This is a genomic window from Halodurantibacterium daqingense, assembly GCF_042666235.1.
Taxonomy (GTDB): Bacteria; Pseudomonadota; Alphaproteobacteria; order Rhodobacterales; family Rhodobacteraceae; genus Halodurantibacterium; species Halodurantibacterium daqingensis.
Genome location: NZ_JBHTFQ010000004.1, coordinates 276,928 through 296,235 on the forward strand (window position 1 = coordinate 276,928; position 19,308 = coordinate 296,235).

At 66.5% G+C, this 19,308-nt stretch carries 18 protein-coding genes; 7 read left to right on the forward strand and 11 right to left on the reverse strand.

Annotation, left to right across the window (positions count from 1 at the left end; genetic code table 11):
* Positions 1-321 precede the first annotated feature (321 nt).
* The gene (locus ACFQXB_RS09300) at positions 322-1,179 is read left to right on the forward strand and encodes a DMT family transporter (protein WP_377402580.1); all 858 of its coding nucleotides are present in this window, start codon (positions 322-324) and stop codon (positions 1,177-1,179) included.
* Here the strand turns inward: ACFQXB_RS09300 and ACFQXB_RS09305 are convergent.
* The gene (locus ACFQXB_RS09305) at positions 1,112-1,771 is read right to left on the reverse strand and encodes a nicotinate-nucleotide adenylyltransferase (RefSeq protein WP_377402583.1); all 660 of its coding nucleotides are present in this window, start codon (positions 1,769-1,771) and stop codon (positions 1,112-1,114) included. The two genes, ACFQXB_RS09300 and ACFQXB_RS09305, sit on opposite strands and share 68 nt — an antisense overlap.
* Positions 1,772-1,919: 148 nt before the next feature.
* Here ACFQXB_RS09305 and ettA point away from each other — a divergent pair, with 148 nt between their 5' ends.
* The 4 genes from ettA to ACFQXB_RS09325 all read left to right on the forward strand — a co-directional run bounded on the left by ettA (position 1,920) and on the right by ACFQXB_RS09325 (position 6,452).
* Complete coding sequence (gene ettA / locus ACFQXB_RS09310) at positions 1,920-3,575, forward strand: energy-dependent translational throttle protein EttA (RefSeq protein ID WP_377402880.1); 1,656 nt, start codon at positions 1,920-1,922, stop codon at positions 3,573-3,575.
* Positions 3,576-4,373: 798 nt separating this feature from the next.
* Positions 4,374-4,535 carry a DUF3309 domain-containing protein gene (locus ACFQXB_RS09315; protein ID WP_449301243.1) on the forward strand — a complete coding sequence of 54 codons (162 nt, stop codon included), beginning with the start codon at positions 4,374-4,376 and terminating at the stop codon, positions 4,533-4,535.
* A 278-nt stretch (positions 4,536-4,813) separates the two neighbouring features.
* Positions 4,814-5,020: a cold-shock protein gene (locus ACFQXB_RS09320; protein ID WP_377402586.1), complete on the forward strand. Its 207-nt coding sequence runs from the start codon at positions 4,814-4,816 to the stop codon at positions 5,018-5,020.
* A 145-nt stretch (positions 5,021-5,165) separates the two neighbouring features.
* Positions 5,166-6,452 carry an acetylornithine deacetylase/succinyl-diaminopimelate desuccinylase family protein gene (locus ACFQXB_RS09325; RefSeq protein ID WP_377402589.1) on the forward strand — a complete coding sequence of 429 codons (1,287 nt, stop codon included), beginning with the start codon at positions 5,166-5,168 and terminating at the stop codon, positions 6,450-6,452.
* Positions 6,453-6,789: 337 nt separating this feature from the next.
* On the opposite strand, the gene ACFQXB_RS09330 is transcribed toward ACFQXB_RS09325, so the two are convergent.
* From ACFQXB_RS09330 to ACFQXB_RS09360, 7 genes are read right to left on the reverse strand one after another with little or no spacing between them, the layout of a single operon-like run.
* Positions 6,790-8,142 carry an MmgE/PrpD family protein gene (locus ACFQXB_RS09330; RefSeq protein WP_377402592.1) on the reverse strand — a complete coding sequence of 451 codons (1,353 nt, stop codon included), beginning with the start codon at positions 8,140-8,142 and terminating at the stop codon, positions 6,790-6,792.
* Complete coding sequence (locus ACFQXB_RS09335; protein ID WP_377402595.1) at positions 8,139-9,254, reverse strand: CapA family protein; 1,116 nt, start codon at positions 9,252-9,254, stop codon at positions 8,139-8,141. Before ACFQXB_RS09335 ends, ACFQXB_RS09330 begins: the two co-directional genes overlap by 4 nt.
* The gene (locus ACFQXB_RS09340) at positions 9,244-10,224 is read right to left on the reverse strand and encodes an oligopeptide/dipeptide ABC transporter ATP-binding protein (protein WP_377402598.1); all 981 of its coding nucleotides are present in this window, start codon (positions 10,222-10,224) and stop codon (positions 9,244-9,246) included. Before ACFQXB_RS09340 ends, ACFQXB_RS09335 begins: the two co-directional genes overlap by 11 nt.
* A complete protein-coding gene (locus tag ACFQXB_RS09345) occupies positions 10,221-11,210 on the reverse strand; it encodes an ABC transporter ATP-binding protein (protein WP_377402601.1) in 990 nt (329 codons plus the stop codon). Before ACFQXB_RS09345 ends, ACFQXB_RS09340 begins: the two co-directional genes overlap by 4 nt.
* A gap of 2 nt (positions 11,211-11,212) precedes the next feature.
* Positions 11,213-12,118, reverse strand: coding sequence for an ABC transporter permease (locus tag ACFQXB_RS09350; RefSeq protein ID WP_377402604.1), 906 nt, complete (start codon positions 12,116-12,118; stop codon positions 11,213-11,215).
* Positions 12,118-13,041, reverse strand: coding sequence for an ABC transporter permease (locus tag ACFQXB_RS09355; RefSeq protein ID WP_377402607.1), 924 nt, complete (start codon positions 13,039-13,041; stop codon positions 12,118-12,120). The genes ACFQXB_RS09350 and ACFQXB_RS09355 overlap by 1 nt, the downstream gene beginning before the upstream one ends.
* A 51-nt stretch (positions 13,042-13,092) precedes the next feature.
* Positions 13,093-14,679: an ABC transporter substrate-binding protein gene (locus ACFQXB_RS09360; protein WP_377402610.1), complete on the reverse strand. Its 1,587-nt coding sequence runs from the start codon at positions 14,677-14,679 to the stop codon at positions 13,093-13,095.
* A gap of 149 nt (positions 14,680-14,828) precedes the next feature.
* Here ACFQXB_RS09360 and ACFQXB_RS09365 point away from each other — a divergent pair, with 149 nt between their 5' ends.
* Positions 14,829-15,491 (forward strand): GntR family transcriptional regulator, encoded by a 663-nt coding sequence (locus ACFQXB_RS09365; RefSeq protein WP_377402613.1) that lies wholly within the window; start codon positions 14,829-14,831, stop codon positions 15,489-15,491.
* A gap of 3 nt (positions 15,492-15,494) precedes the next feature.
* On the opposite strand, the gene ACFQXB_RS09370 is transcribed toward ACFQXB_RS09365, so the two are convergent.
* On the reverse strand, positions 15,495-16,718 hold the full coding sequence (locus ACFQXB_RS09370; RefSeq protein WP_377402616.1) for a cytochrome P450: 1,224 nt from the start codon (positions 16,716-16,718) through the stop codon (positions 15,495-15,497).
* A gap of 129 nt (positions 16,719-16,847) precedes the next feature.
* On the opposite strand from ACFQXB_RS09370, the gene ACFQXB_RS09375 reads away from it, so the two are divergent.
* Complete coding sequence (locus ACFQXB_RS09375; protein WP_377402884.1) at positions 16,848-17,426, forward strand: GNAT family N-acetyltransferase; 579 nt, start codon at positions 16,848-16,850, stop codon at positions 17,424-17,426.
* Between the two features lie 20 nt (positions 17,427-17,446).
* Here the strand turns inward: ACFQXB_RS09375 and ACFQXB_RS09380 are convergent, their stop codons facing one another.
* Together ACFQXB_RS09380 and ACFQXB_RS09385 are read right to left on the reverse strand one after the other, a co-directional pair.
* Entirely contained in the window at positions 17,447-18,748 is a 1,302-nt protein-coding gene (locus ACFQXB_RS09380; protein WP_377402619.1) for a TRAP transporter large permease, read from the reverse strand.
* Entirely contained in the window at positions 18,745-19,266 is a 522-nt protein-coding gene (locus tag ACFQXB_RS09385) for a TRAP transporter small permease (RefSeq protein ID WP_377402622.1), read from the reverse strand. Before ACFQXB_RS09385 ends, ACFQXB_RS09380 begins: the two co-directional genes overlap by 4 nt.
* Between the last annotated feature and the right edge of the window lie 42 nt (positions 19,267-19,308).

A 19,308-nucleotide genomic window follows, 5' to 3' on the forward strand; every position in this document is an offset into this window, starting at 1 on the left:
GGTGAGGCCGCGGGGCCTTCTCGGGACCGGGCCGAACTGCCTTTTTCACACGGCGATCCGGGCAGCCACGCGCTTAGCTTCCCCGGTCAGGATTGGTGCGGGCGTGATCGGAACCACCGCGGGGCCTGTCTGGCACTACAGCTGACGAGGCTGGGTGCGGCGCGGACAAGTCGAGGGTCGGCACCTCCAGATCTGTTCCGGCTGCGGGAAGAAGCGGCCGGTTGCATCCGCCAGGATGGAGACTTCCGACCGAGGGGCGATCGCCCGGATCTGCCGAAAGCGCTCTTTCCTTGGCCTGCCCCGCGGCATAGCCTGCCGCAGATGACTCCGCTTCACGCAACACCCCCCGCCGCGATCGCGCTCATGCTTCTGGCGATGGCGCTCATTCCCGCAGGCGACACCGCCGGCAAGCTTCTGACCGACGATCTTGGCGCGGCGCCGCTCTTTGTCGCCTGGAGCCGCTTTGCGCTCGGTGCGGTGCTGCTTGTCCCCTTCCTGCGCGGCGCCGGGCTGTCGCCGGGGCTTCTTGTCGACTGGCGCATCTGGCTGCGGGGCGTGCTGGTGGTGGCGGCGATCGTGGCGATGATCACCGCGCTTTCGACCGAAAGCCTTGCCAATGTGTTCGGCGCCTTCTTCGTGGGTCCGATCCTGTCCTATTTCCTCTCGGCGCTGTTTCTGGGGGAAAGGATCCACCGCGGCCAGACCCTGATGCTGTTCCTGGCCTTCCTGGGCGTGCTGGTGGTGGTGCGCCCGGGCTTCGGCATGAGCCTTGGGACCGGGCTCGGCCTCTTGGGCGGCGTATTCTATGGCAGTTTCCTGGTCACGAGCCGCTGGCTCTCGGGCGTGGCGCGGCCGCGGGCCCTGCTTCTGTCGCAGCTTGTCATCGGCGCGCTGGTGCTTGCCCCCTTTGCGCTGCCGCGCCTGCCCGAATTCAGCGCGCCGGTCCTGTGGCTGACCCTTGCCTCGGCGCTCGGATCGATGCTGGGCAATCTGGCGCTGGTCTTTGCCTACCGGCATGCGCCGGCCTCGCGGCTTGCGCCGCTGGTCTATGCGCAGCTGCTCGCGGCCACGGCCTATGGCTATGCCGTCTTTGGCGACTGGCCGGACGCCTTCACCTTGCTGGGGCTGACGGTCCTGATGGCTGCGGGTGCGGGATCGTTCCTGATCCGGACCCGCTAGGCCAGCCGCCCCTCGCCCGCAGTTCGGTGGAGGAGATCCGCATCAGCGGCACGTTCAGATAGACCCAGGCCGGCGCCGGCATCCGCGCAAGCCGCGCCGCCGCAACCGACGGCAGCCGCGCGGTGCGGAACCGACGCGCGGCCGGCGAGCGCAACGCAGACAGCCCGGCCCCGGGTCGTGCGATCACCGCCATCGGCAGCAAGCGCGCGATGCTCTCCCAGCGGTCCCAACGGTGGAAACTGGCCAGATTGTCGGCCCCCATCAACCAGACGAACCGCACCCCCGGATAAAGCGGCAAAAGCCGCACCAGGGTCTGTGCGGTGTATCGCGTGCCCAGCCGCGCCTCGAGGTCGGTGATCTGCACCCGCGGATGACGCATCATGGCCTGCGCCCGCGCCACGCGCTGCGCCATCGGCGCCGGCCCCCGCAGCTTGAGCGGATTGCCCGGGCTCACCAGCCACCAGACCTGATCCAGCCGCAGCCGGTTCAGCGCCTGCCGCGTGAGATGCACATGGCCGGCATGGGCCGGATCGAACGACCCGCCCAGAAGACCTATGGTCATCCCCGCCCGGGCGATGGGAAAACCCTGCATCCTGCCCCCTGTTGCCGCGCCGGCGCGGCCAAGGGCCGCCCGAACCGGGGCCGAGGCTAACCACCCCGCGATTGCCCTTGTCCAGCATAATCGCTACATGACGGGCCAGATCACCGAAACGACCGCTATCCGCGAGGAGAATTCACCGATGGCCTCTTACCAGTATGTCTATCACATGGATGGTGTCTCCAAGACCTATCCGGGCGGCAAGAAGACCTTCGAGAACATCCGCCTCTCGTTCCTTCCCGGCGTCAAGATCGGCGTCGTGGGCGTCAACGGTGCCGGTAAATCGACCCTGCTGCGCATCATGGCCGGCATCGACAAGGATTTCTCGGGCGAGGCCTGGGCCGCCAAGGGCGCCCGCGTGGGCTACCTTCCGCAGGAACCCGAGCTGGACCCCGCGCTGAACGTGCGCGGCAACGTGATGGAGGGGGTGAAGGCCAAGCAGGCCAAGCTCGACCGCTACAACGAACTGGCAATGAACTATTCGGACGAAACCGCCGACGAGATGGCGCGCCTGCAGGACGAGATCGACGCCGAGAACCTCTGGGATCTCGACAGCCAGGTCGATGTCGCGATGGAGGCCCTGCGCTGCCCGCCCGACGATGCCGATGTGAACAGCCTTTCGGGTGGCGAAAAGCGCCGCGTCGCGCTCTGCAAGCTGCTGCTTGAGGCGCCGGACATGCTGCTTCTGGACGAACCGACCAACCACCTTGATGCCGAAACCATCGCCTGGCTGCAAAAGCACCTGATCGAATACAAGGGCACCATCCTCTGCGTGACCCACGACCGGTACTTCCTCGACGACATCACCGGCTGGATCCTGGAACTCGACCGCGGCCGGGGCATCCCCTACGAGGGCAACTATTCCAGCTGGCTGGAACAGAAGGCCAAGCGGCTGGCGCAGGAAGCGCGCGAGGACAAGGCCAAGCAGAAGGTGCTGGAGCGCGAGCTTGAATGGATCCGCGCCGGCGCCAAGGCCCGCCAGGCCAAGCAGAAGGCCCGGATCAACGCCTATGAAGAAATGGCGAACCAGTCCGAGCGGGAAAAGATCGGCCGCGCCCAGATCATCATCCCCAACGGCCCGCGCCTTGGCGGCAAGGTGATCGAGGTCGAGGGGCTCAAGAAGGCCATGGGCGACAAGCTTCTGATCGAGAACCTGAGCTTCTCCTTGCCGCCGGGCGGCATCGTGGGCGTCATCGGCCCGAACGGCGCGGGCAAGACGACACTTTTCCGGATGCTGACCGGCCAGGAGCAGCCGGACGAGGGCACCGTCAGCTATGGCGACACGGTCAAGCTCTCCTATGTCGATCAGTCGCGCGATGCGCTGGATCCCAACAAGACCGTCTGGGAAGAGATCTCGGAGGGGCTCGAGGTGATCCATCTGGGCGATGCCGAGATGAACAGCCGTGCCTATTGCGGCGCCTTCAACTTCAAGGGCGGCGACCAGCAGAAGAAGGTGGGCCTTCTCTCGGGCGGTGAACGCAACCGGGTGCATATGGCAAAGCTGCTGCGTTCGGGCGGGAACGTGCTGCTGCTGGACGAACCGACCAACGATCTCGACGTCGAGACGCTGCAGGCGCTGGAAGCGGCGCTGGACGATTTCGCCGGCTGCGCGGTCATCATCAGCCACGACCGCTTCTTCCTCGACCGGCTCTGCACCCATATCCTCGCCTTCGAAGGCGACGCCCATGTGGAATGGTTCGAAGGCAACTTCGAGGCCTATGAGGAAGACAAGATCCGCCGCCTCGGCCCGGATTCGGTTGAACCGAAGCGCGTGAAATACAAGAAATTCACGCGCTAGCCCGACGCAGCATTCGGAACGGGGCCGGAACATCGCCGGCCCCGTGCAGCGGGCGTCCCTGACCGGGGCGGCCAGCATCCGCAGGACGCCCCCGTGCCCGCGGATGGCAACGGTGTCGCCGCCTTCCCCCTGCGGTTCCCGGTGTCCCTGCGGAATGCGCTGGCCGAACAGCAGGCCCGTGACGAAGCCGTCGGGACAGCGTCAGCGCCCGAGGAGCGGCCGCCACCGCATGCAAGCCTGTGCGGGCGCGGCGCCGGCAGGCCCCTCGATCACCGCGGCCCCTTGCCGGCGGTAGCTCTGCCGGGTCGAGAAGGCACGCTTTCCCCCAGGTTGGGATCCGCCCCCGCAGCGCGCCCTGATGATGGCGGGCCGGAAGCGCCATTGCGCGGCGCGTGCCGGTTGTTCCCCCGAGAGGCCTGGCAACGCGCGCCCCAGCGCCGGGGCGCCGCGTGTCACATGGACTCACTGCGCTTGTCTGCCCCCGACAGCTGCCGCACCTGCCCCAGGCACCTCATCACCGGCATGTGCCGCGCTGGTCACGTGGCTGGCTCGGTGGCTGCGGATGCGACCCGTGCGTTGGGCATCATGTGCCCCCAGGCGCTTCGGCCTTCGGGCAGCGGGAGAAACGGCGCCCGGGACGAGGCCGGGCCCGCCCCGCCCGGCAGCAGCGCCCGGCGGCAATACCTGGTGCCCGCCAAGATACCGCCATTCGATCGCCTGCAGGCGAAGATCACATCTTCGGGAACATCTTGGCAGGCGCTGCGTTGGCCGACAGAAGCTGGACAAGGAATGCCCATAATGCCGCTGTCAACGATCCTGATCATCATCCTGATCCTTGCGCTCATCGGCGCACTTCCGACCTGGGGCCACAGCCGCGCCTGGGGCTATGGCCCGTCGGGCGTGCTGGGTGTGGTGCTGATCATCCTTCTCATCATGGCCCTCACCGGACGAGGATTCTGAGCCCATGCGCGGGATTCTTCTTTGGCTGATCGGGGTGCCCATCCCGATCATCATTCTCATCTACCTGCTCTTCTGAGCTCATCCGGAGGCCTCCCCGCGCGGCCTCCGGCTTTCTTGCGCAGGCACCTTGCAATGCAAGCCGACTTGCCCCATATTCGACTGGCGACGTTTTTCTCTATCGACCATCTGTCTCCTTCAAGGGCTTCAGCACTCGATCTTTGACTTGCGGAGCCAGGCTGCCGCAGTTCCGTGGGCAGCATAGTTTAGGAGATCTCACGATGGCAAATGGCACCGTGAAATGGTTCAACGCCACCAAAGGCTTCGGCTTCATCCAGCCCGATGGCGGTTCCAAGGACGTGTTCGTGCACATCACCGCGCTTGAGCGCGCTGGCCTGCGCAGCCTTGACGATGGTCAGAAAGTGACCTTCGATCTGGAAACCAGCCGCGATGGCCGCCAGTCGGCGACCAACCTCGCACTGGCCTGATCGGCACACGCCGCACCGGCATTGAAATCGGGAAAGGGGGCAGCTTGCTGCTCCCTTTTCTTTTGCGGGGGCGGCGCTCTTTCGTATCGCGTGGCGATGCAACTGTGTTGTTGTGGGATCGCATGCCCGGCGATACTCTGCGGCCATGACAGCAGATGCCCCCTCCCTTCTGGCGGAGATCGACGCCCGCCGCGACAGCCTGATAGCCCTCACCCAGGGGCTGATCCGCATCCCCACGTTGAACCCTCCTGGGCGCAACTACAGGGAGATATGCGATTTTCTGGCCGAACGGCTTCGCGCAAGCGGGTTTTCGGTGGAACTGGTCCGCGCGACCGGCGCGCTGGCCGACAGCGACCGCCACCCGCGCTGGAACCTTGTCGCGCGGCGGGAAGGCACCCGCCCCGGCGACTGCGTGCATTTCAACAGCCACCATGACGTGGTCGAGGTCGGCCATGGCTGGACCCGCGATCCCTTCGGAGGCGAGCTGGACGGCGACCGGATCTATGGCCGCGGCGCTTGCGACATGAAGGGCGGGCTTGCCACCAGCATCATCGCCGCCGAGGCCTTCATCGCTGCCCATCCCGGTTTCGCGGGCGCGATCGAGATTTCCGCCACCGCCGACGAGGAATCGGGCGGCTTCGGCGGTGTCGCCTATCTGGCGGAACAGGGCTATTTCGATCCGGCCCGCGTGCAGCATGTCATCATCCCCGAACCGCTGCACAAGGACCGGATCTGCCTTGGCCACCGTGGCGTCTGGTGGGCCGAGATCGAGACGCATGGCCGAATCGCCCATGGGTCGATGCCCTTCCTCGGCGACAGTGCGGTGCGCCACATGGGCGCGGTTCTGGCCGAAATGGAGACGACGCTGTTTCCCCTCCTCGCCACCAAGCGCACCGAGATGCCGGTGATTCCGGAGGGCGCGAAGCAATCGACGCTCAACATCAACTCGATCCATGGCGGGGAACCCGAACAGGAAGCCGATTATACCGGCATGCCCGCGCCTTGCGTGCCGGACCGGTGCCGGATCATCATCGACCGCCGTTTCCTGATCGAGGAGAACATCGACGAGGTGAAGGGCGAGGTCACCGCGATGCTGGAGCGCGTGAAGGCCGAACGCCCCAGCTTCCACTATGAGGTGCGCGATCTCTTCGAGGTGCAGCCCTCGATGACCGATCGCGATGCGCCGGTGGTGCGCACCGTCGCCGAGGCGATCCGCAAGGTGCTGGACACGCAGGCGGATTTTGTCGTCTCGCCCGGCACCTATGACCAGAAGCACATCGACCGGATCGGCCGCCTGAAGAACTGCATCGCCTATGGGCCGGGGGTTTTGGACCTTGCCCATCAGCCCGACGAATGGATCGGCGTGCAGGACATGGTCGACAGCGCAAAAGTCATGGCGCTGACGCTGGCGGAGCTGCTTCTGCCCCGCTGACCGCTGCGGACGCCCTGACATGCCTGACCACGATGGCGCCGCGGATCGGCCAAAGCCTCCATCATTCGTGGATGTGCGGCCTGGCCCGGGCGATGACCTCGTCCGCCTCCGATTGCCGGGGCGCGGGGCGGCAGCGACAACGCCTCACTGACGAAACCTCTCCGACAGAGAGCAGGTCCTGGACCCGGCCAGATCGACCCGCAAAGGCCGAAGCACCCGAGCAACGCCGTCAACGTGATCTGTCTGCCGCAGCTTCTGCCTCAAGCCGCGCATGGTTACCCGTCGCCACGCGCCTGCGCCGCCGATCCCGTTGCGGGGTGCGGCCGCTGCAGGGGCATCAGTCCCCGCCCGCGACAGCCTTGCCGCCCAGATGCGCCATCAGCGCCCCGATCCCCTGCCGGGGCACCGTCCTGATCGCCGCAAGAAGATCGGAGACCGCAACCGGAAAGGACGCATGGACCAGACATTCCGCGATCTTCGGCTGCAAATCGTCCGGCGTCAGATCGCCGCTGCGCCATAGCGGAACCTCGGGGACCTCCTCGTGCAGGACCTCTCCGCTGTGGGTGATGATCTTGAACACGGCCTCGTGCCCATCCGGCGCGATCCCTCCAAGCATGACCTTCGGAGCAAGCTGCAGCACACCCGGATCGTTCAGCCGCGCCGGGGCAAAACTGCCGAGGCCGGGATCGCCATGAAGCAGGCTGCTCGCAAAGACGAAGGGCACCGAAAACTTGGCGTCGATGGCGCTGCGCGGGGCGCAGCGTTGCGCCCGCGGCACGAACAGCATGTCGGCAGGCGGGCGCACAGTCACCTCTACCGAGGCGATATCAGCCGGCGCGATCTGGCCGCGCAGGGCCCGCGCCACAAGGATCGCGGGATGGGTGCCCCGGCAGGAAGGCCATCGCTTGAGCCCCACTTCAGGCCCGAAGAACCGCCTGCCAAGCCCTTCCAGCAGCGGCGCCTCCCGCGGCGGCGCGCCGGTGAGGACTGCAAAGACCCCGCCCTGCCCCTCAAGCGGTGCGGGCACCGCCACCACCCCTTCACGTGCGAGAAGGACGGACTGCACCGCCGCCTGCGCTGCAAGCCCGTCGCGCACCGCCCGCAGATGCGAGGCCGGGCTGTGCTTGAGCGCGTCACTGAGCAGGAACTGCGTGGCGAACAGCCCGAGGGCGTTGACAGTCGTGGCAGGTGCCAGCCCCAGAAGCCGTACCGCCCCCATCACCGCGCCCAGCCCGGACAGAACCGGAGGATGATACCAGCCGCGCGCCGCCGGGTCGGCCGCGAGCGCCAGCGACAGCCGGCAGGCAAAATCGCAGCCCAGGGCCAGCGCCTCGGCGACGCCGCCGGCGCCCTCGCTTTCCGCCAGGGCAAGGACTGTCGGCACAAGCACCGCATTGGGATGGATCATCCCGGCCTCGAACGTGTCCTCGTAATCGATGGCATGGGCCAGCGCGCCATTGGCCAGCGCCGCAAGCGGCGGCGGGGCTCGCCCGCCGCCAATGATCGTGCAGGATCCGCCCCCGCCCATGGCGCGGGCATGCCGCGCAAAGGCGCCTGCCGCAGGTTCGAGCCCCGTTGCGGCAATCATGACGGCAACCGCATCACCCAGCGCCACCAGCGCGGCGTCCCGCGCGGGTTGCGGCACCGTAGCCGCTGCATAGGCGGCGGCAAGTTCATGCGAAAGGCTCATGCAGCGGCGACCCGCAGCGCCTCGCCTTCCGCGGTGATGCGGCTGCCCAGCCCGGCCGCGTCCGAGATCTGCTGCAGGTAATCGCGGATGCGGCCGAAATCCGCCTCCTGCGGCCCGACGATGCGCGGATTGGCATCGCGCCCGATCATCACCGGCAGCAGGCGCAGGTCGCTGACCCCGCCCCTGGCCAGCCGCGCTTCGGCGATCATGCTCATCGCGCTGTCCGGGGGGAAGTTGTAGCTGCTGTCGAAATCGGGCACCCAGTCGGGGTTCAGCTTCTGGATCTCGCGGAACCCCCTGGAGGCCGCATGTGCCGCGTCCATCTTCAGGTCGATGGCAAAATTCGCAAGGCTGTAGAGGATCGGCTTGCCGCGATAGATCTCGACCCCCTTCAGGATGTGGGCATGATGGCCCAGCACCAGATCGGCCCCGGCATCGATGGCGGCATGGGCCACCTCGCGCTGATAATCGGGGATGGCGGCGGGAACGAAATGGATCCCCGCGTGATGCGACAGGATTACCACATCGGCGCGGTCCCGCATCTCGGCGATCGTGTCCACGAGCGCGGCAAGGTCCGCGCGATGCGCCCAGGTGTGAACACGGGCCGGCGTTCCCGGCTGGTCATGTTCGATCTGTTCATAAAGCGTGTGGCCGCGCAGCGGTGCACAGCCGGGGCGGTTTTCCTCGGCCCAGTAGTTCATCGGCAGGATCGAGTTCACCGCGACAAAGCCCACCGTCACCCCGTTCCGGGTGACATAGGCGGGCGCCCGCGCCTCGTGGATGTTGCGGCCCGCGCCAAGCTGAACCGCGCCCGCCGCCTGCAGATGGTCAAGCGTATCGAAAAGCCCCTCGGGGCCCCAGTCCATGCAATGATTGCCGGCGAAGGAAACGACCCCAAGCCCCGCATCGACCAATGCAGGCGCGATGGCGGGGTTGCCCCGGATGGTGTGGCGGGCCTGCGGCATCCGCGTGCCACGGGTGGTCAGGTTGACCTCCAGCTGGCAGAAGCCCAGATCGGCGCGGCGCAGCCGGTCGCGCACCTTGTCAAAGATCGTGGCGGGCTGGTCGCGGTCCATGCCCACATCGCCCACAGCCACGAAATCAAGCGACATGGGCGGCCTCCGGTTCAAGCAGGTGGCAGGCGGCCACACCCCCGTGGGATGCGGCCAGCATCGCCGGCCTGTGGCTGGCGCAGATCTCCATCCGCAGGGGGCAGCGAGTGTGGTAGGGGCAGCCCTGCGGCGGGTCGAGCGGGCTTGGCAGTTCGCCCTGCGGTGGCAGTTCCGGCGGGGCGGCGTCCGGATCGGGCGGCAGGGCCGCGGCCAGAAGTGCCTTGGTATAAGGATGGGCCGGACGGGTGCAGATCGCCTCGGCCGTGCCGCGTTCCACGGGGCGGCCCAGATACATCACGATCACCTCGTCCGCCATGAAGCGCACCGTTGCCAGATCATGCGAGATGAAGACACAGGCCAGCCCGTTCTCCTCCTGCAAATCCTTCAGGATGTTCAGGATCTGCGCGCGGATCGAGATATCCTGCGACGACACCGGTTCATCCAGCATCAGCACTTCGGGGCGCGAGGCGATGGCCCGTGCAATGGCGATACGCTGGCGCTGGCCGCCGGAAAACTCGTTGGGAAAGCGGCGGGCGTCGGTGGCGCGCAGGCCCACGGCCTCCAGCACCTCGGCCACGCGCGAATCGATCTCGGCGCGCGACAGGCCGGGGATGGTCGAAAGCGGCTCGGCGATGATCCGCCCCACGCGCATCCGGGGGTCGAGCGATGAAAACGGGTTCTGGAAGACCGGCTGCACGGCGCGGCGAAAGGCACGTTTGCCCGCAGCATCAAGCGTGTTGCAGGGCCTGCCGCGAAAGCGCACCGTGCCCGCCGACGGCTGGTCAAGCATCAGCAGCATCCGGTTCAGTGTGGTCTTGCCACAGCCGGATTCACCGACGATGCCCAGCGTCTGGCCGGCATGAAGCGCAAGGTCGACGCCCGCCACCGCGTGCAGATCCTGCATCCTTTCCTTGTGACGCACGCGGAAGATGCGGGTCAGGCCCTCGGCGCTCAGGATCGGGTCGCTCATGCGGGGGTCCTTTCACTGTCCAGCGGGAACCAGCAGCGCGCGCTCTGGCCCGGGCGCCGTTCCTGCATCGGCGGGGCGCTGCGGCAGCGGCTCTGCGCATTGGCGCAGCGCGGATGAAAACGGCAGCCCTCGGGTCGCGCCGCAACGGTGGGCGGCGCACCGGGAATGGTGGGCAGGCGGTCAAGGCGCGTGTTCACCGTCGGCACGCTGTCCAACAGCGCGCGGGTGTACCAGTGCGTCGGCCGCGCAAAGATGTCGCGCACCGGCCCTTGCTCGACGATCTGCCCCGCATACATCACCGCAACCCGGTCACACATCCGCGCCACCACGCCGAAATCATGGGTGATGAACAACATCGCCATCCCCAGACGCGCCTGCAGATCCTTGAGCAGGTCCAGAAACTGATACTGGATCGTCACATCCAGCGATGTCGTGGGCTCATCGGCGATCAGCAGGCGTGGCGCCCGGGTCAACGCGATCGCGCCCACGACACGCTGCCGCATGCCACCACTCATCTGGTGAGGGTAGCTCGCCAGCCGCGCTTCGGGCGAGGGAATGCGCACATCGTCCAGCGCACGGATCGCGCGTTCCTGCAGGCTGCCGGGTGCGGTCGCATGGCGGCGCAGCCCCTCTTTCAGCTGGTTCCCCACCGAAAACACCGGATTGAGCGAGGCCATCGGATCCTGCAGGATCATCGAGATCTCGCTGCCTCGTATGTCTGCCAGTTCCGCAGGCTGCATCCGCGCCACATCGCGCCCGTCATAGATCACCTGCCCCGACAGGCCGCGGTCGAGCAAGGGTGGCAGAAGGCGCATCAGCGCCATGCCCAGCGTCGTCTTGCCCGATCCGCTTTCCCCGACAAGCCCCAGCGTCTCACCGGGGCGCAGCGAAAGGTTCACCCCCTCGATCAGCGCCGGCGCGTCGGGGGCGCCCAGCCGCACGCTCAGGTCACGCACCTCGAGCAGGGGCGCGGGTGGGATTTGCATGTTCACAGGTTCCGCCCCCTCAGCGCCGGGTTGATGCGGTCGGCAAGCGCGTCGCCGACAAGGTTGACCGACATCACCGTCAGCAGAATCGCGATCCCCGGGATCATGCACAGCCACCAGGCCGAGGTGATGTAGGACCGTCCGTCCGCCACCATCGAGCCCCAGGACGGCGCCGGCGGCGGCACGCCCACCCCAAGAAAGCTGAGCGAGGCCTCCAGCACGATGACGATACCCACCTGCAGCGTCGCGATGACAATCAGCGCCGGCGCGATATTGGGCAGGATGTGCCGCCACAGGATCCGCAGGTCCGACAGGCCCGAGGTTCGGGCAAGATCCACGTAGTCCTCGTTGCGGATCTTGATCGTCTCGCCCCGCGACATCCGGGCATACTGGCTCCAGAGGACAAGCGAGATGACGATGATGATATTGGCAAAGCTTGGCCCCCGGATCGCCCCCAGAAGCAGCGCCAGCAGGATGACCGGAAAGGACAGCGCAAGATCCACCAGCCGCATCAGGATTCGGTCTGTCCACCCGCCGAAATAGCCCGCGATGGTGCCCACCGCCGTGCCGATCGTTCCGGCTATGGCGATGGCCAGCACGCAGACGGTCAGCGAAATGCGCGCGCCCGCGATCAGCCGCGACAGGATATCCCGGCCCAGCCGGTCGGTGCCGAAGACATGGGCCCAGCTTCCGCCCTCCTGCCAGACCGGCGGCACAAGCCTTGCGCGCAGCGAGCCCTGCATCGGATCATGCGGTGTGATCCAGGGGCCGAAGATCGCGGCCACCATGAAGACCGCCAGCAGGATCAGCGCCAGCCGCACCGGCCAGCCCGTCTGCCGCCAGAGGGCCATGCCGGGCATCGGCCCCTTGGGCCGCGCGCCGCGCAGTATGAGGATCTTCTGCACCATCAGCCGCGGCTCCGCATGCGGGGATCAACCACGATGTAAAGGACATCGACCATGAGGTTCGCGAGGATGAAAAGCGCAGTGATCACCAGCACCACCGCCTGCACCACCGGGAAATCGCGCGCGAGGATGGATTCGTAGGCCAGCCGCCCGATCCCCGGCCAGGCAAAGACCGTTTCCACGATCACCGCGCCGGTAATCATCACCGCAAAGAAGGTGCCCATGAAGGTGATGACCGGGATCAGGCTGTTTGCCAGCGCGTGTTTCCAGATCACCATGGCCTCGGGCAGGCCCTTGACGCGCGCGAGCTTGATGTATTCGCTGCCCAGGGCCTCCAGCATGCTGGACCGCACCAGCCGGGTGATGGCCGCCAGCGTGAACAGTCCCAGCGTCGCGGCGGGCAGGACATAGTGGCTCCAGCTGCCATAGCCCGAGGTCGGCAACCAGCCCAGCTTCACCGCAAAGACATACATCAGAACGATGCCCAGCCAGAAGCTGGGGACCGACTGGCCCACCAGCGCGACCAGGCGCGCGGCCACATCCACCGGCCCGTTGCGCCGGATCGAGGCCGCAACTCCGAACAGAACCCCCACCACAAGCGTGAAGACCAGCGCCACCCCCGCCAGGCTGAGCGAGGCCGGAAGCCGCGCCAGCACCAGGTCCAGCGCCGGCTGCCCCCCCGCTGTCAGCGAGCGTCCGAAATCCCCACGCAGCACATCGGCCAGGAAGCCGAGATACTGCGCCGGCAGCGACCGGTCGAGCCCGAGATCGCGCGCCAGCGCCTGGCGGTCGGCCTCGGTCGCGCCATCGCCCAGCAACAGCGCGATCGGATCGCCCGTCAGACGGCTGAGCAGGAAGATCACGATACTCATGAGCAGAAGCGCGATAAGCGCCTCGATCGTGCGTGTGGCGATGACCTTGACCATTGGCTCCCTTTCCTGGTCGGGGCGGCGCAACCACCAGCCCGCGTGCTGCGCCTAGTTTCCGGCGCGGCCCACCTGATCGAAGTTCCAGACGTAGGAAGTGGAGATATCCCAGTCGCCAACCTTGTCGCTGACACCATAGGGTTCATTGGCAAGGGCGATGAAGACCGCTGCCGCCTCATCCCGCAGGTGCTGGCCGATTTCGGTGAACAGGGCTTCACGGCGGGCCGCGTCAGGCTCGTTCGAGAAGGCACTGATCATCTCTTCCAGCTCGGGTGAGGTATAGCTCGCGAAAAGGCTGCTGGCGGTAAAGCCCGCCTCCAGCCCGTTCACGGCGCTGGCAAAGGGAAAGCCGCGATGGGTCCAGACATAGTCGTTCGCCCGCCCCTCGGTCCAGGCACTGCGCAGCGAGGGCCAGTCCACCGGCTCGATCGTGACGTTGACACCGATATCCTGCCAGTAAAGCGCAACCGCCTCGGCCATCAGCGGCAGTTCTGCACCGGGCGTGGTGGTAAAGGTGCGGATCGTCACGTCAAAGCCGTTGGGATATCCGGCCTCCGCAAGCAGCGCGCGGGCGCGCTCGGGGTCATAGGGATAGGGCTCGACCGACTCCCAGGCCGGGACCGGTGTATCGCTGGCGGCGATGGTTGCCTCGCCCTGAAACAGCGCGTCGATGATTTCCTGCTTGTCCACGGCATAATTCAGCGCCTGCCGCACTTCGCGCCGCGCCCAGGGCGCATCGGGGTTGTAACGCTCCTGCGATGTCTGGACGAGCCCGCCAAAGCGCACCACCGGCGACCAGGTGGCCGGCGCCGAGACGATCCGCAGCCCCGCATCGCGCACCGTCGGGATCGAATCGAAGCCGATCGGGGCGATGTCGGCCTCGCCCGTGCGCAGCATGGCGACGCGGGTCGATTCCTCGGGCACCACGCGGAAGACGACGCGCGAAAATTCGGGGCGGGCACGCCAGTGGTCCCCGACATCGTCGCGCAGCGTCATCACGATTTCGGACCCCGAGGCGATGCGCTCCAGCCGATAGGGGCCGGTGCCGATCGGATCGGCTTCGGCCGCCGCTTCGCCCACCGCATCGAAATAGGCCTTGGAAACGATGCCAAGCTGCTGCGAGGCGCCGAAATAGCCCTGCGCAAGCTCGTGATCCGGGGTGTTCAGCGTCACCACCACCGTGCGTTCGTCCGGCGTTTCGACCGAGGCGATCGCGCGGCGCAGCACCGAGGAGGGGCCGGCGCGCGAATCGTCGCGGATGAACCGCTCGATCGAATAGGCGACATCGGCCGATGTCATCTCGCCATGGCCGCCGGCGAACTGCACGCCCTCGCGCAGGTGGAAGGTCCAGCGGCGCCCGTCCTCCGATGCCTCCCAGCTTTCGGCAAGCCCGGGCACCGTTTCGCGCGTGTCAGGGTCGATATAGGTGAGGTATTCGTAAACAAGGTCGAGATAGGTCTTGCGCTGCCCGCTACCCGCCCAGGGCACCATCGTCTCCTCGGAGAAGGTGGACAGGGCAATGATCAGCTCATCGCCCTGTGCAACCGCGGCGCTGCTGATGCAGGTGCCGATCAGGAATGCGGCAAGTCCGCCACGCAGCGGCCGTCCGAACCGCTGCAGTCTTGTCTGCTGGCCCATCTTCTCCTCCCCAGGATAAAGGCTGTTCTGCAATGGTATCCGAGGAAACAACTTAGTCAACAAGATTGTCGACCAAAAGCGCGGATGTTTGACTTTCGGTGCGGCCTCGGACGATAGTGGACGGGGTTTCGACAGCAGGACAGATGCCAGTGAACCAGCAGACCGCGCCAGTGACCACCGCCACCATCGCCGAGGGCGTCAAGGAACGCATTCGCCGCGGGGCCTATGCGCCCGGGCAGCGCCTGATCGAGGTCGATCTGGCCGAGGAATTCCACGTCGGACGTGGCCGGATCCGCGAGGTCTTCAAGACGCTGGTGGGCGAGGGATATCTGGAGTTCGTGGAAAATCGCGGCGTCTATGTCCGCCGCTTCACCCGCGACGAAATCCTTGCAATGGGCCGGGTGCGGGAAGTGCTGGAAGGGCTGGCGGCACGTCTGGCCGCGGAAAGCCGCCTGTCGCCGGAACAGGTGGCGGCATTGTCCGGCCATCAGGCACGCATGGATGCCGCTGTCGCAGGGCATGACGTCGACAGCTACAACATCGAGAACTTCCAGTATCACGCGACGATCTGCGCCATCGCCGCGAACCATCACATTGACGATTTTCTTTATCGGGTGCGCCTGCCGCTGTACCGGCTGCAACTGCCGCGAACCTTTTCCGCCGATTCGATGGCTCATTCCAACCGCGACCATCAGGTGATCACCGCGGCGATCCTTGCCGGCAATCCCGACGCGGCCGAGGCGGCGATGCGTGCCCATGTCCGCGCCGGCAACGCCCATGTGGCGCGGCTGGCGGCGGATCATTTCGAGTGAACGCTAGCGGAACCGGACCGGGACCGACAGCGGGCCGTATTCGGGCCAGGTGGTCATCGGCACGGGGCCGGTGATCTCCCAGCCATTCGTGCGGGCGATCATCTCTTCAAGGGTCACCCGCAGCATCAACCGCGCCAGCGGCGCGCCGGCGCATTGATGCGGCCCCCGGCCAAAGGCCATGTGCTGCCGGTCACCACTTCGATCAAGGCGGAAGCTGTCCGGATCGTCAAAGGCTTCGGGATCGCGGTTTGCCGCGGTGAAGGCCAGCGCGATGGGTTCGTCCTTGCGGATCAGCCGGCCGCCGATTTCCACATCGCGCGTCGCGGTGCGGGCAAAACCACGATAGGGCGTGTAAAGGCGCAGCAGTTCCTCCAACGCCGCCGGAATCAGGTCGGGCTGCGCCTTGAGCAGGGCGAAATGCTCCGGATGGCGCGCCAGGTGAATCGCCATCGAGCCGGTAAAGGTCGTGGGCGCGATGATCCCCACCACAAGAAGCTGCCGGATCGTGCCCAGAAGCATGTCGTCGGGCAGCGGGTTACCGGCGTCATCGCGGGCGGCCAGCAGCGCGCTGGTGGGATCGACGCCGGGATCCAGCGGCTGTTCCTTGCGCAAGGCGATGATGTCGCGGGCCACCTCATAGAGAAACAGGCTGGTCTGTTCCAGCTTGGCCAGATCGCGCACCTGCAGCGCGCGGTTGAAATCGGCACCGATGTCGCGGATCCGCTCGGCCTGTTCGGCGGGGATGTGAAAGAATTCGGCCAGCACGAAGATCGGCAGCCGATAGGAAAAATCCACACAGATGTCGGCAGCACCGCGCGCCACCAGCGGCTGCAACAGCTCGGCCACGATCTTGCGCACCACCGGCTCCCACGCCGCCATCCGGGGCGGATGGAACAACGGCATGATCGCCCGCCGGTAGGGCGTGTGTTCCGGAGGATCAAGATGCAGCGGCGGCCGGCGCCCCGAGGTCGCCACGCGCGGCACGACATTCTGGCAGGCGGTTGAAAAGGTCTCGGAGTCCGAGAGTGCCGCCGCTACGTCCTCATAGCGGGTCAACAGCCAGAATCCTTCGAAATCCGCGCTATGTGCAACCGGACAATGGTCACGAAGCCGCCGGAACAGGGCATGGGCATCATCGAACCCTTCGGCAACATCGGCATCAAATTCGTGCAGATCATTCTGCGGTGGAACGAAATGTCTGGCAGTAGGTCGTGGGGCCGCTGTCATGATGGTCTCCTCCGTTTTGTCGACAATATAGTCGTCATTTTCGGCATGCAAGCGCGTCGCCGGTCTCACCGGGATGAGGAGGGCCCTGCCCCACCACCCGGCCCGGCCATGCCGGACGCGCAAGTGACGATGCCCGTGGTGACCGTGCCGCCGGCGAGGGATGGCAACCCGCAGCGTCCCCGGACCAACCGGAACGGGCTTGTTTCGACAGATGAAATCGCCGAGCCTGCAGACCCGCCCGACACAGGTGCCCTCATGCTGCGCGACGCCACACCCGCCGACATCGCCTTCATCCAGGCCATCGCCGATGCACCCGACAACTGGGACAAGCTGGAAACCTATCCCGAGGAAACGCTGCGCCAGGCCATTCTTGGCCCCGGATCCCGCGTGCTGATCTGGCAGAGCCGGGACGGGCCGCAGGGCTTCTGCTGGCTGAAGCAGGAGCACACGGGTTTCAAGCTGGAGGAGTTCGGCGTGCTACGGCCCGGCCGCGGCACCGGGCGCCCGTTCCTTCAGGCGGTGCTTGACCAGCTGCGGCAGGCGGGCGCGGCCCGGATCTGGCTGACGGTCGCGGCCGACAATGCGGGCGCGATCCGCTTCTACAGCACCTTCGGCTTCATCCGCGGCGCGGTGCGGCCGGGCGTCTGGCACCGGCGCCGCGGCCCGGTGGCGGATGCGCTGCGCATGGATCTGGCGCTGCGTCCCTGATCCCGCGCCGCGGCCCCCGGTCAGAGCAACGACGGAAGGATCATCACCAGGGCCGGGAAAGCCACGACCAGCGCCACCACCACGATATCGGCCAGAAGGAAGGGGATCACCCCGCCGAAGATCTGCACCACGGTCGCATATTTCGCAGCGACGTTGCGGATGACGAAGACGTTCAGCCCCACAGGGGGTGTGATCATCCCGATCTCGAGCAGCTTGACCACGACGACACCGAACCAGACCAGGCTGATGCCCTGGGCATTGAAGATCGGGATCAACACCGGCAGCGTGATCAGCAGGGCGCCGAATGGCTCCATCACCATGCCGAGCAGGATGTAGATCAGCACCACGATCAGCATCAGCTGGAAATAGCTGAGCCCGGCATCATTCACATAGCCCGAAATGAAGGACGACAGCCCGGTGATGCCGAGGAAGCGCGTGAACATCGCCGCCCCGATCCCGATGATGAACAGCGAGGCCGAGGTCATCAGCGTTTCCAGCAGCGCCTGTTTCAGCACCGCCCAGTTCAGCCGCCGCACCAGTGCGGCACAGGCCAGCGAGCCAGCCGCCCCCACCGCGCCAGCCTCGGTCGCGGTGAAGAAGCCGCTGAACATCCCGCCAAACACCAGCACGATCAGCAACATCACCGGCCAGATGCGCCCCAGCGCCTCTCGCGCCGTCAGGCTGCTGTCCTCCAGCGGCTTGCGCGGCACGATGTCGGGGCGTGCCCAGGCAATCACCAGCACGACGATCGTATAGGACAGCGCGGTCAGGATGCCGATGCCTATGCCACCCAAGAACACCTGCGTGATCGAGGTTTCGGCAAAGACGCCATAGATGATCATCAGGATCGAGGGCGGGATCAGCGCACCGATCGTGCCGCCCGCCGCAATGGACCCGGCGGCAAAGCCCGGGTTATAGCCCGCGCGCACCATTTCCGGGATCGCGATACGCCCCATGGCGGCGGCGGTGGCCAGCGAGGATCCGCAAACCGCCGCAAAGCCCGAACAGGCAAAGATCGACGATATCGCCAGCGCCCCGGGCAACTTGCGCAGCACGGCCTTGGCCGCATCGAACAACCCGCCGGTCAGCCCGGCGTGAAAGGCCACGAAGCCCATCAAGAGGAACATGGGCACCGCGCTCATCGTCCAGCTGGCTACAAAGCTGTAGGGGGTGTTCGACAGAATCCCCAGGGCCGGGGTCAGCCCGATCAGCCAGGCGATGCCCCCGAACGACACCGCGATCAGCGCCAGCGCCACCGGCACCCGCAGCAGCAGAAGCAGCACCAGGATGCCGGCGCCATAGAAACCCGCCTCGACATTCATTGCAGCGCCTCCCGGTTGTCGCCCCGGGCGTCGGTGCCGGTCGCGATGAACAGTGCGCGCAGCATCACGACCAGCCCCGCCAGCAGGAAGCCCAGCGGCGCAAGAAAATAGGTCGGCCAGACCGGCACGGCATATTGCAGCGCGGTCACGAAGGTGCCGGTATTGTAGTTGCGCATCGCAATGCCCCAGCTTGCATAAGAGAGGCCGAAATAGACCGCCGCGGCCAGAAGCGCCGCCATCACATCCGACAGCAGGATCATTCGGCGCGACAGGAAGCCATCGATCAGTTCGACGCGCACCATGCCACCGCGTCTTTCAACCCAGGCAAGCGGCAGGAACGCCACCAGTACCATGTAGTAGCGCGACACGATCTCGACCGTGGCCGGCAGCGGCCCGCCCGAGATCTGGCGCCAGATCACATCGGCGCAGACATGCACCATCATCACCAGCACGCCCAGCGAGGCAAGCGTGGCCAGAAAGCTCATCGACAGATCAACGCCGCGGCGAAGCTGCTCCATTCAGACCTCCGGGAAGGAAGATGCCCCCGGCGTGCCGGGGGC

Bases quoted from the DNA above. Each gene is read 5' to 3' on its own strand.
- ACFQXB_RS09330 (WP_377402592.1), bottom strand. From the start codon at position 8,142: ATGAGCCTTTCGCATGAACTTGCCGCCGCCTATGCAGCGGCTACGGTG.
- ACFQXB_RS09375 (WP_377402884.1), top strand. From the start codon at position 16,848: ATGCCCGTGGTGACCGTGCCGCCGGCGAGGGATGGCAACCCGCAGCGT.
- ACFQXB_RS09355 (WP_377402607.1), bottom strand. From the start codon at position 13,041: ATGGTCAAGGTCATCGCCACACGCACGATCGAGGCGCTTATCGCGCTT.
- ACFQXB_RS09385 (WP_377402622.1), bottom strand. From the start codon at position 19,266: ATGGAGCAGCTTCGCCGCGGCGTTGATCTGTCGATGAGCTTTCTGGCC.
- ACFQXB_RS09315 (WP_449301243.1), top strand. From the start codon at position 4,374: ATGCCGCTGTCAACGATCCTGATCATCATCCTGATCCTTGCGCTCATC.
- ACFQXB_RS09320 (WP_377402586.1), top strand. From the start codon at position 4,814: ATGGCAAATGGCACCGTGAAATGGTTCAACGCCACCAAAGGCTTCGGC.
- ettA (WP_377402880.1), top strand. From the start codon at position 1,920: ATGGCCTCTTACCAGTATGTCTATCACATGGATGGTGTCTCCAAGACC.
- ACFQXB_RS09325 (WP_377402589.1), top strand. From the start codon at position 5,166: ATGACAGCAGATGCCCCCTCCCTTCTGGCGGAGATCGACGCCCGCCGC.
- ACFQXB_RS09370 (WP_377402616.1), bottom strand. From the start codon at position 16,718: ATGACAGCGGCCCCACGACCTACTGCCAGACATTTCGTTCCACCGCAG.
- ACFQXB_RS09340 (WP_377402598.1), bottom strand. From the start codon at position 10,224: ATGAGCGACCCGATCCTGAGCGCCGAGGGCCTGACCCGCATCTTCCGC.
- ACFQXB_RS09360 (WP_377402610.1), bottom strand. From the start codon at position 14,679: ATGGGCCAGCAGACAAGACTGCAGCGGTTCGGACGGCCGCTGCGTGGC.
- ACFQXB_RS09305 (WP_377402583.1), bottom strand. From the start codon at position 1,771: ATGCAGGGTTTTCCCATCGCCCGGGCGGGGATGACCATAGGTCTTCTG.
- ACFQXB_RS09335 (WP_377402595.1), bottom strand. From the start codon at position 9,254: ATGTCGCTTGATTTCGTGGCTGTGGGCGATGTGGGCATGGACCGCGAC.
- ACFQXB_RS09345 (WP_377402601.1), bottom strand. From the start codon at position 11,210: ATGCAAATCCCACCCGCGCCCCTGCTCGAGGTGCGTGACCTGAGCGTG.
- ACFQXB_RS09300 (WP_377402580.1), top strand. From the start codon at position 322: ATGACTCCGCTTCACGCAACACCCCCCGCCGCGATCGCGCTCATGCTT.
- ACFQXB_RS09380 (WP_377402619.1), bottom strand. From the start codon at position 18,748: ATGAATGTCGAGGCGGGTTTCTATGGCGCCGGCATCCTGGTGCTGCTT.
- ACFQXB_RS09350 (WP_377402604.1), bottom strand. From the start codon at position 12,118: ATGGTGCAGAAGATCCTCATACTGCGCGGCGCGCGGCCCAAGGGGCCG.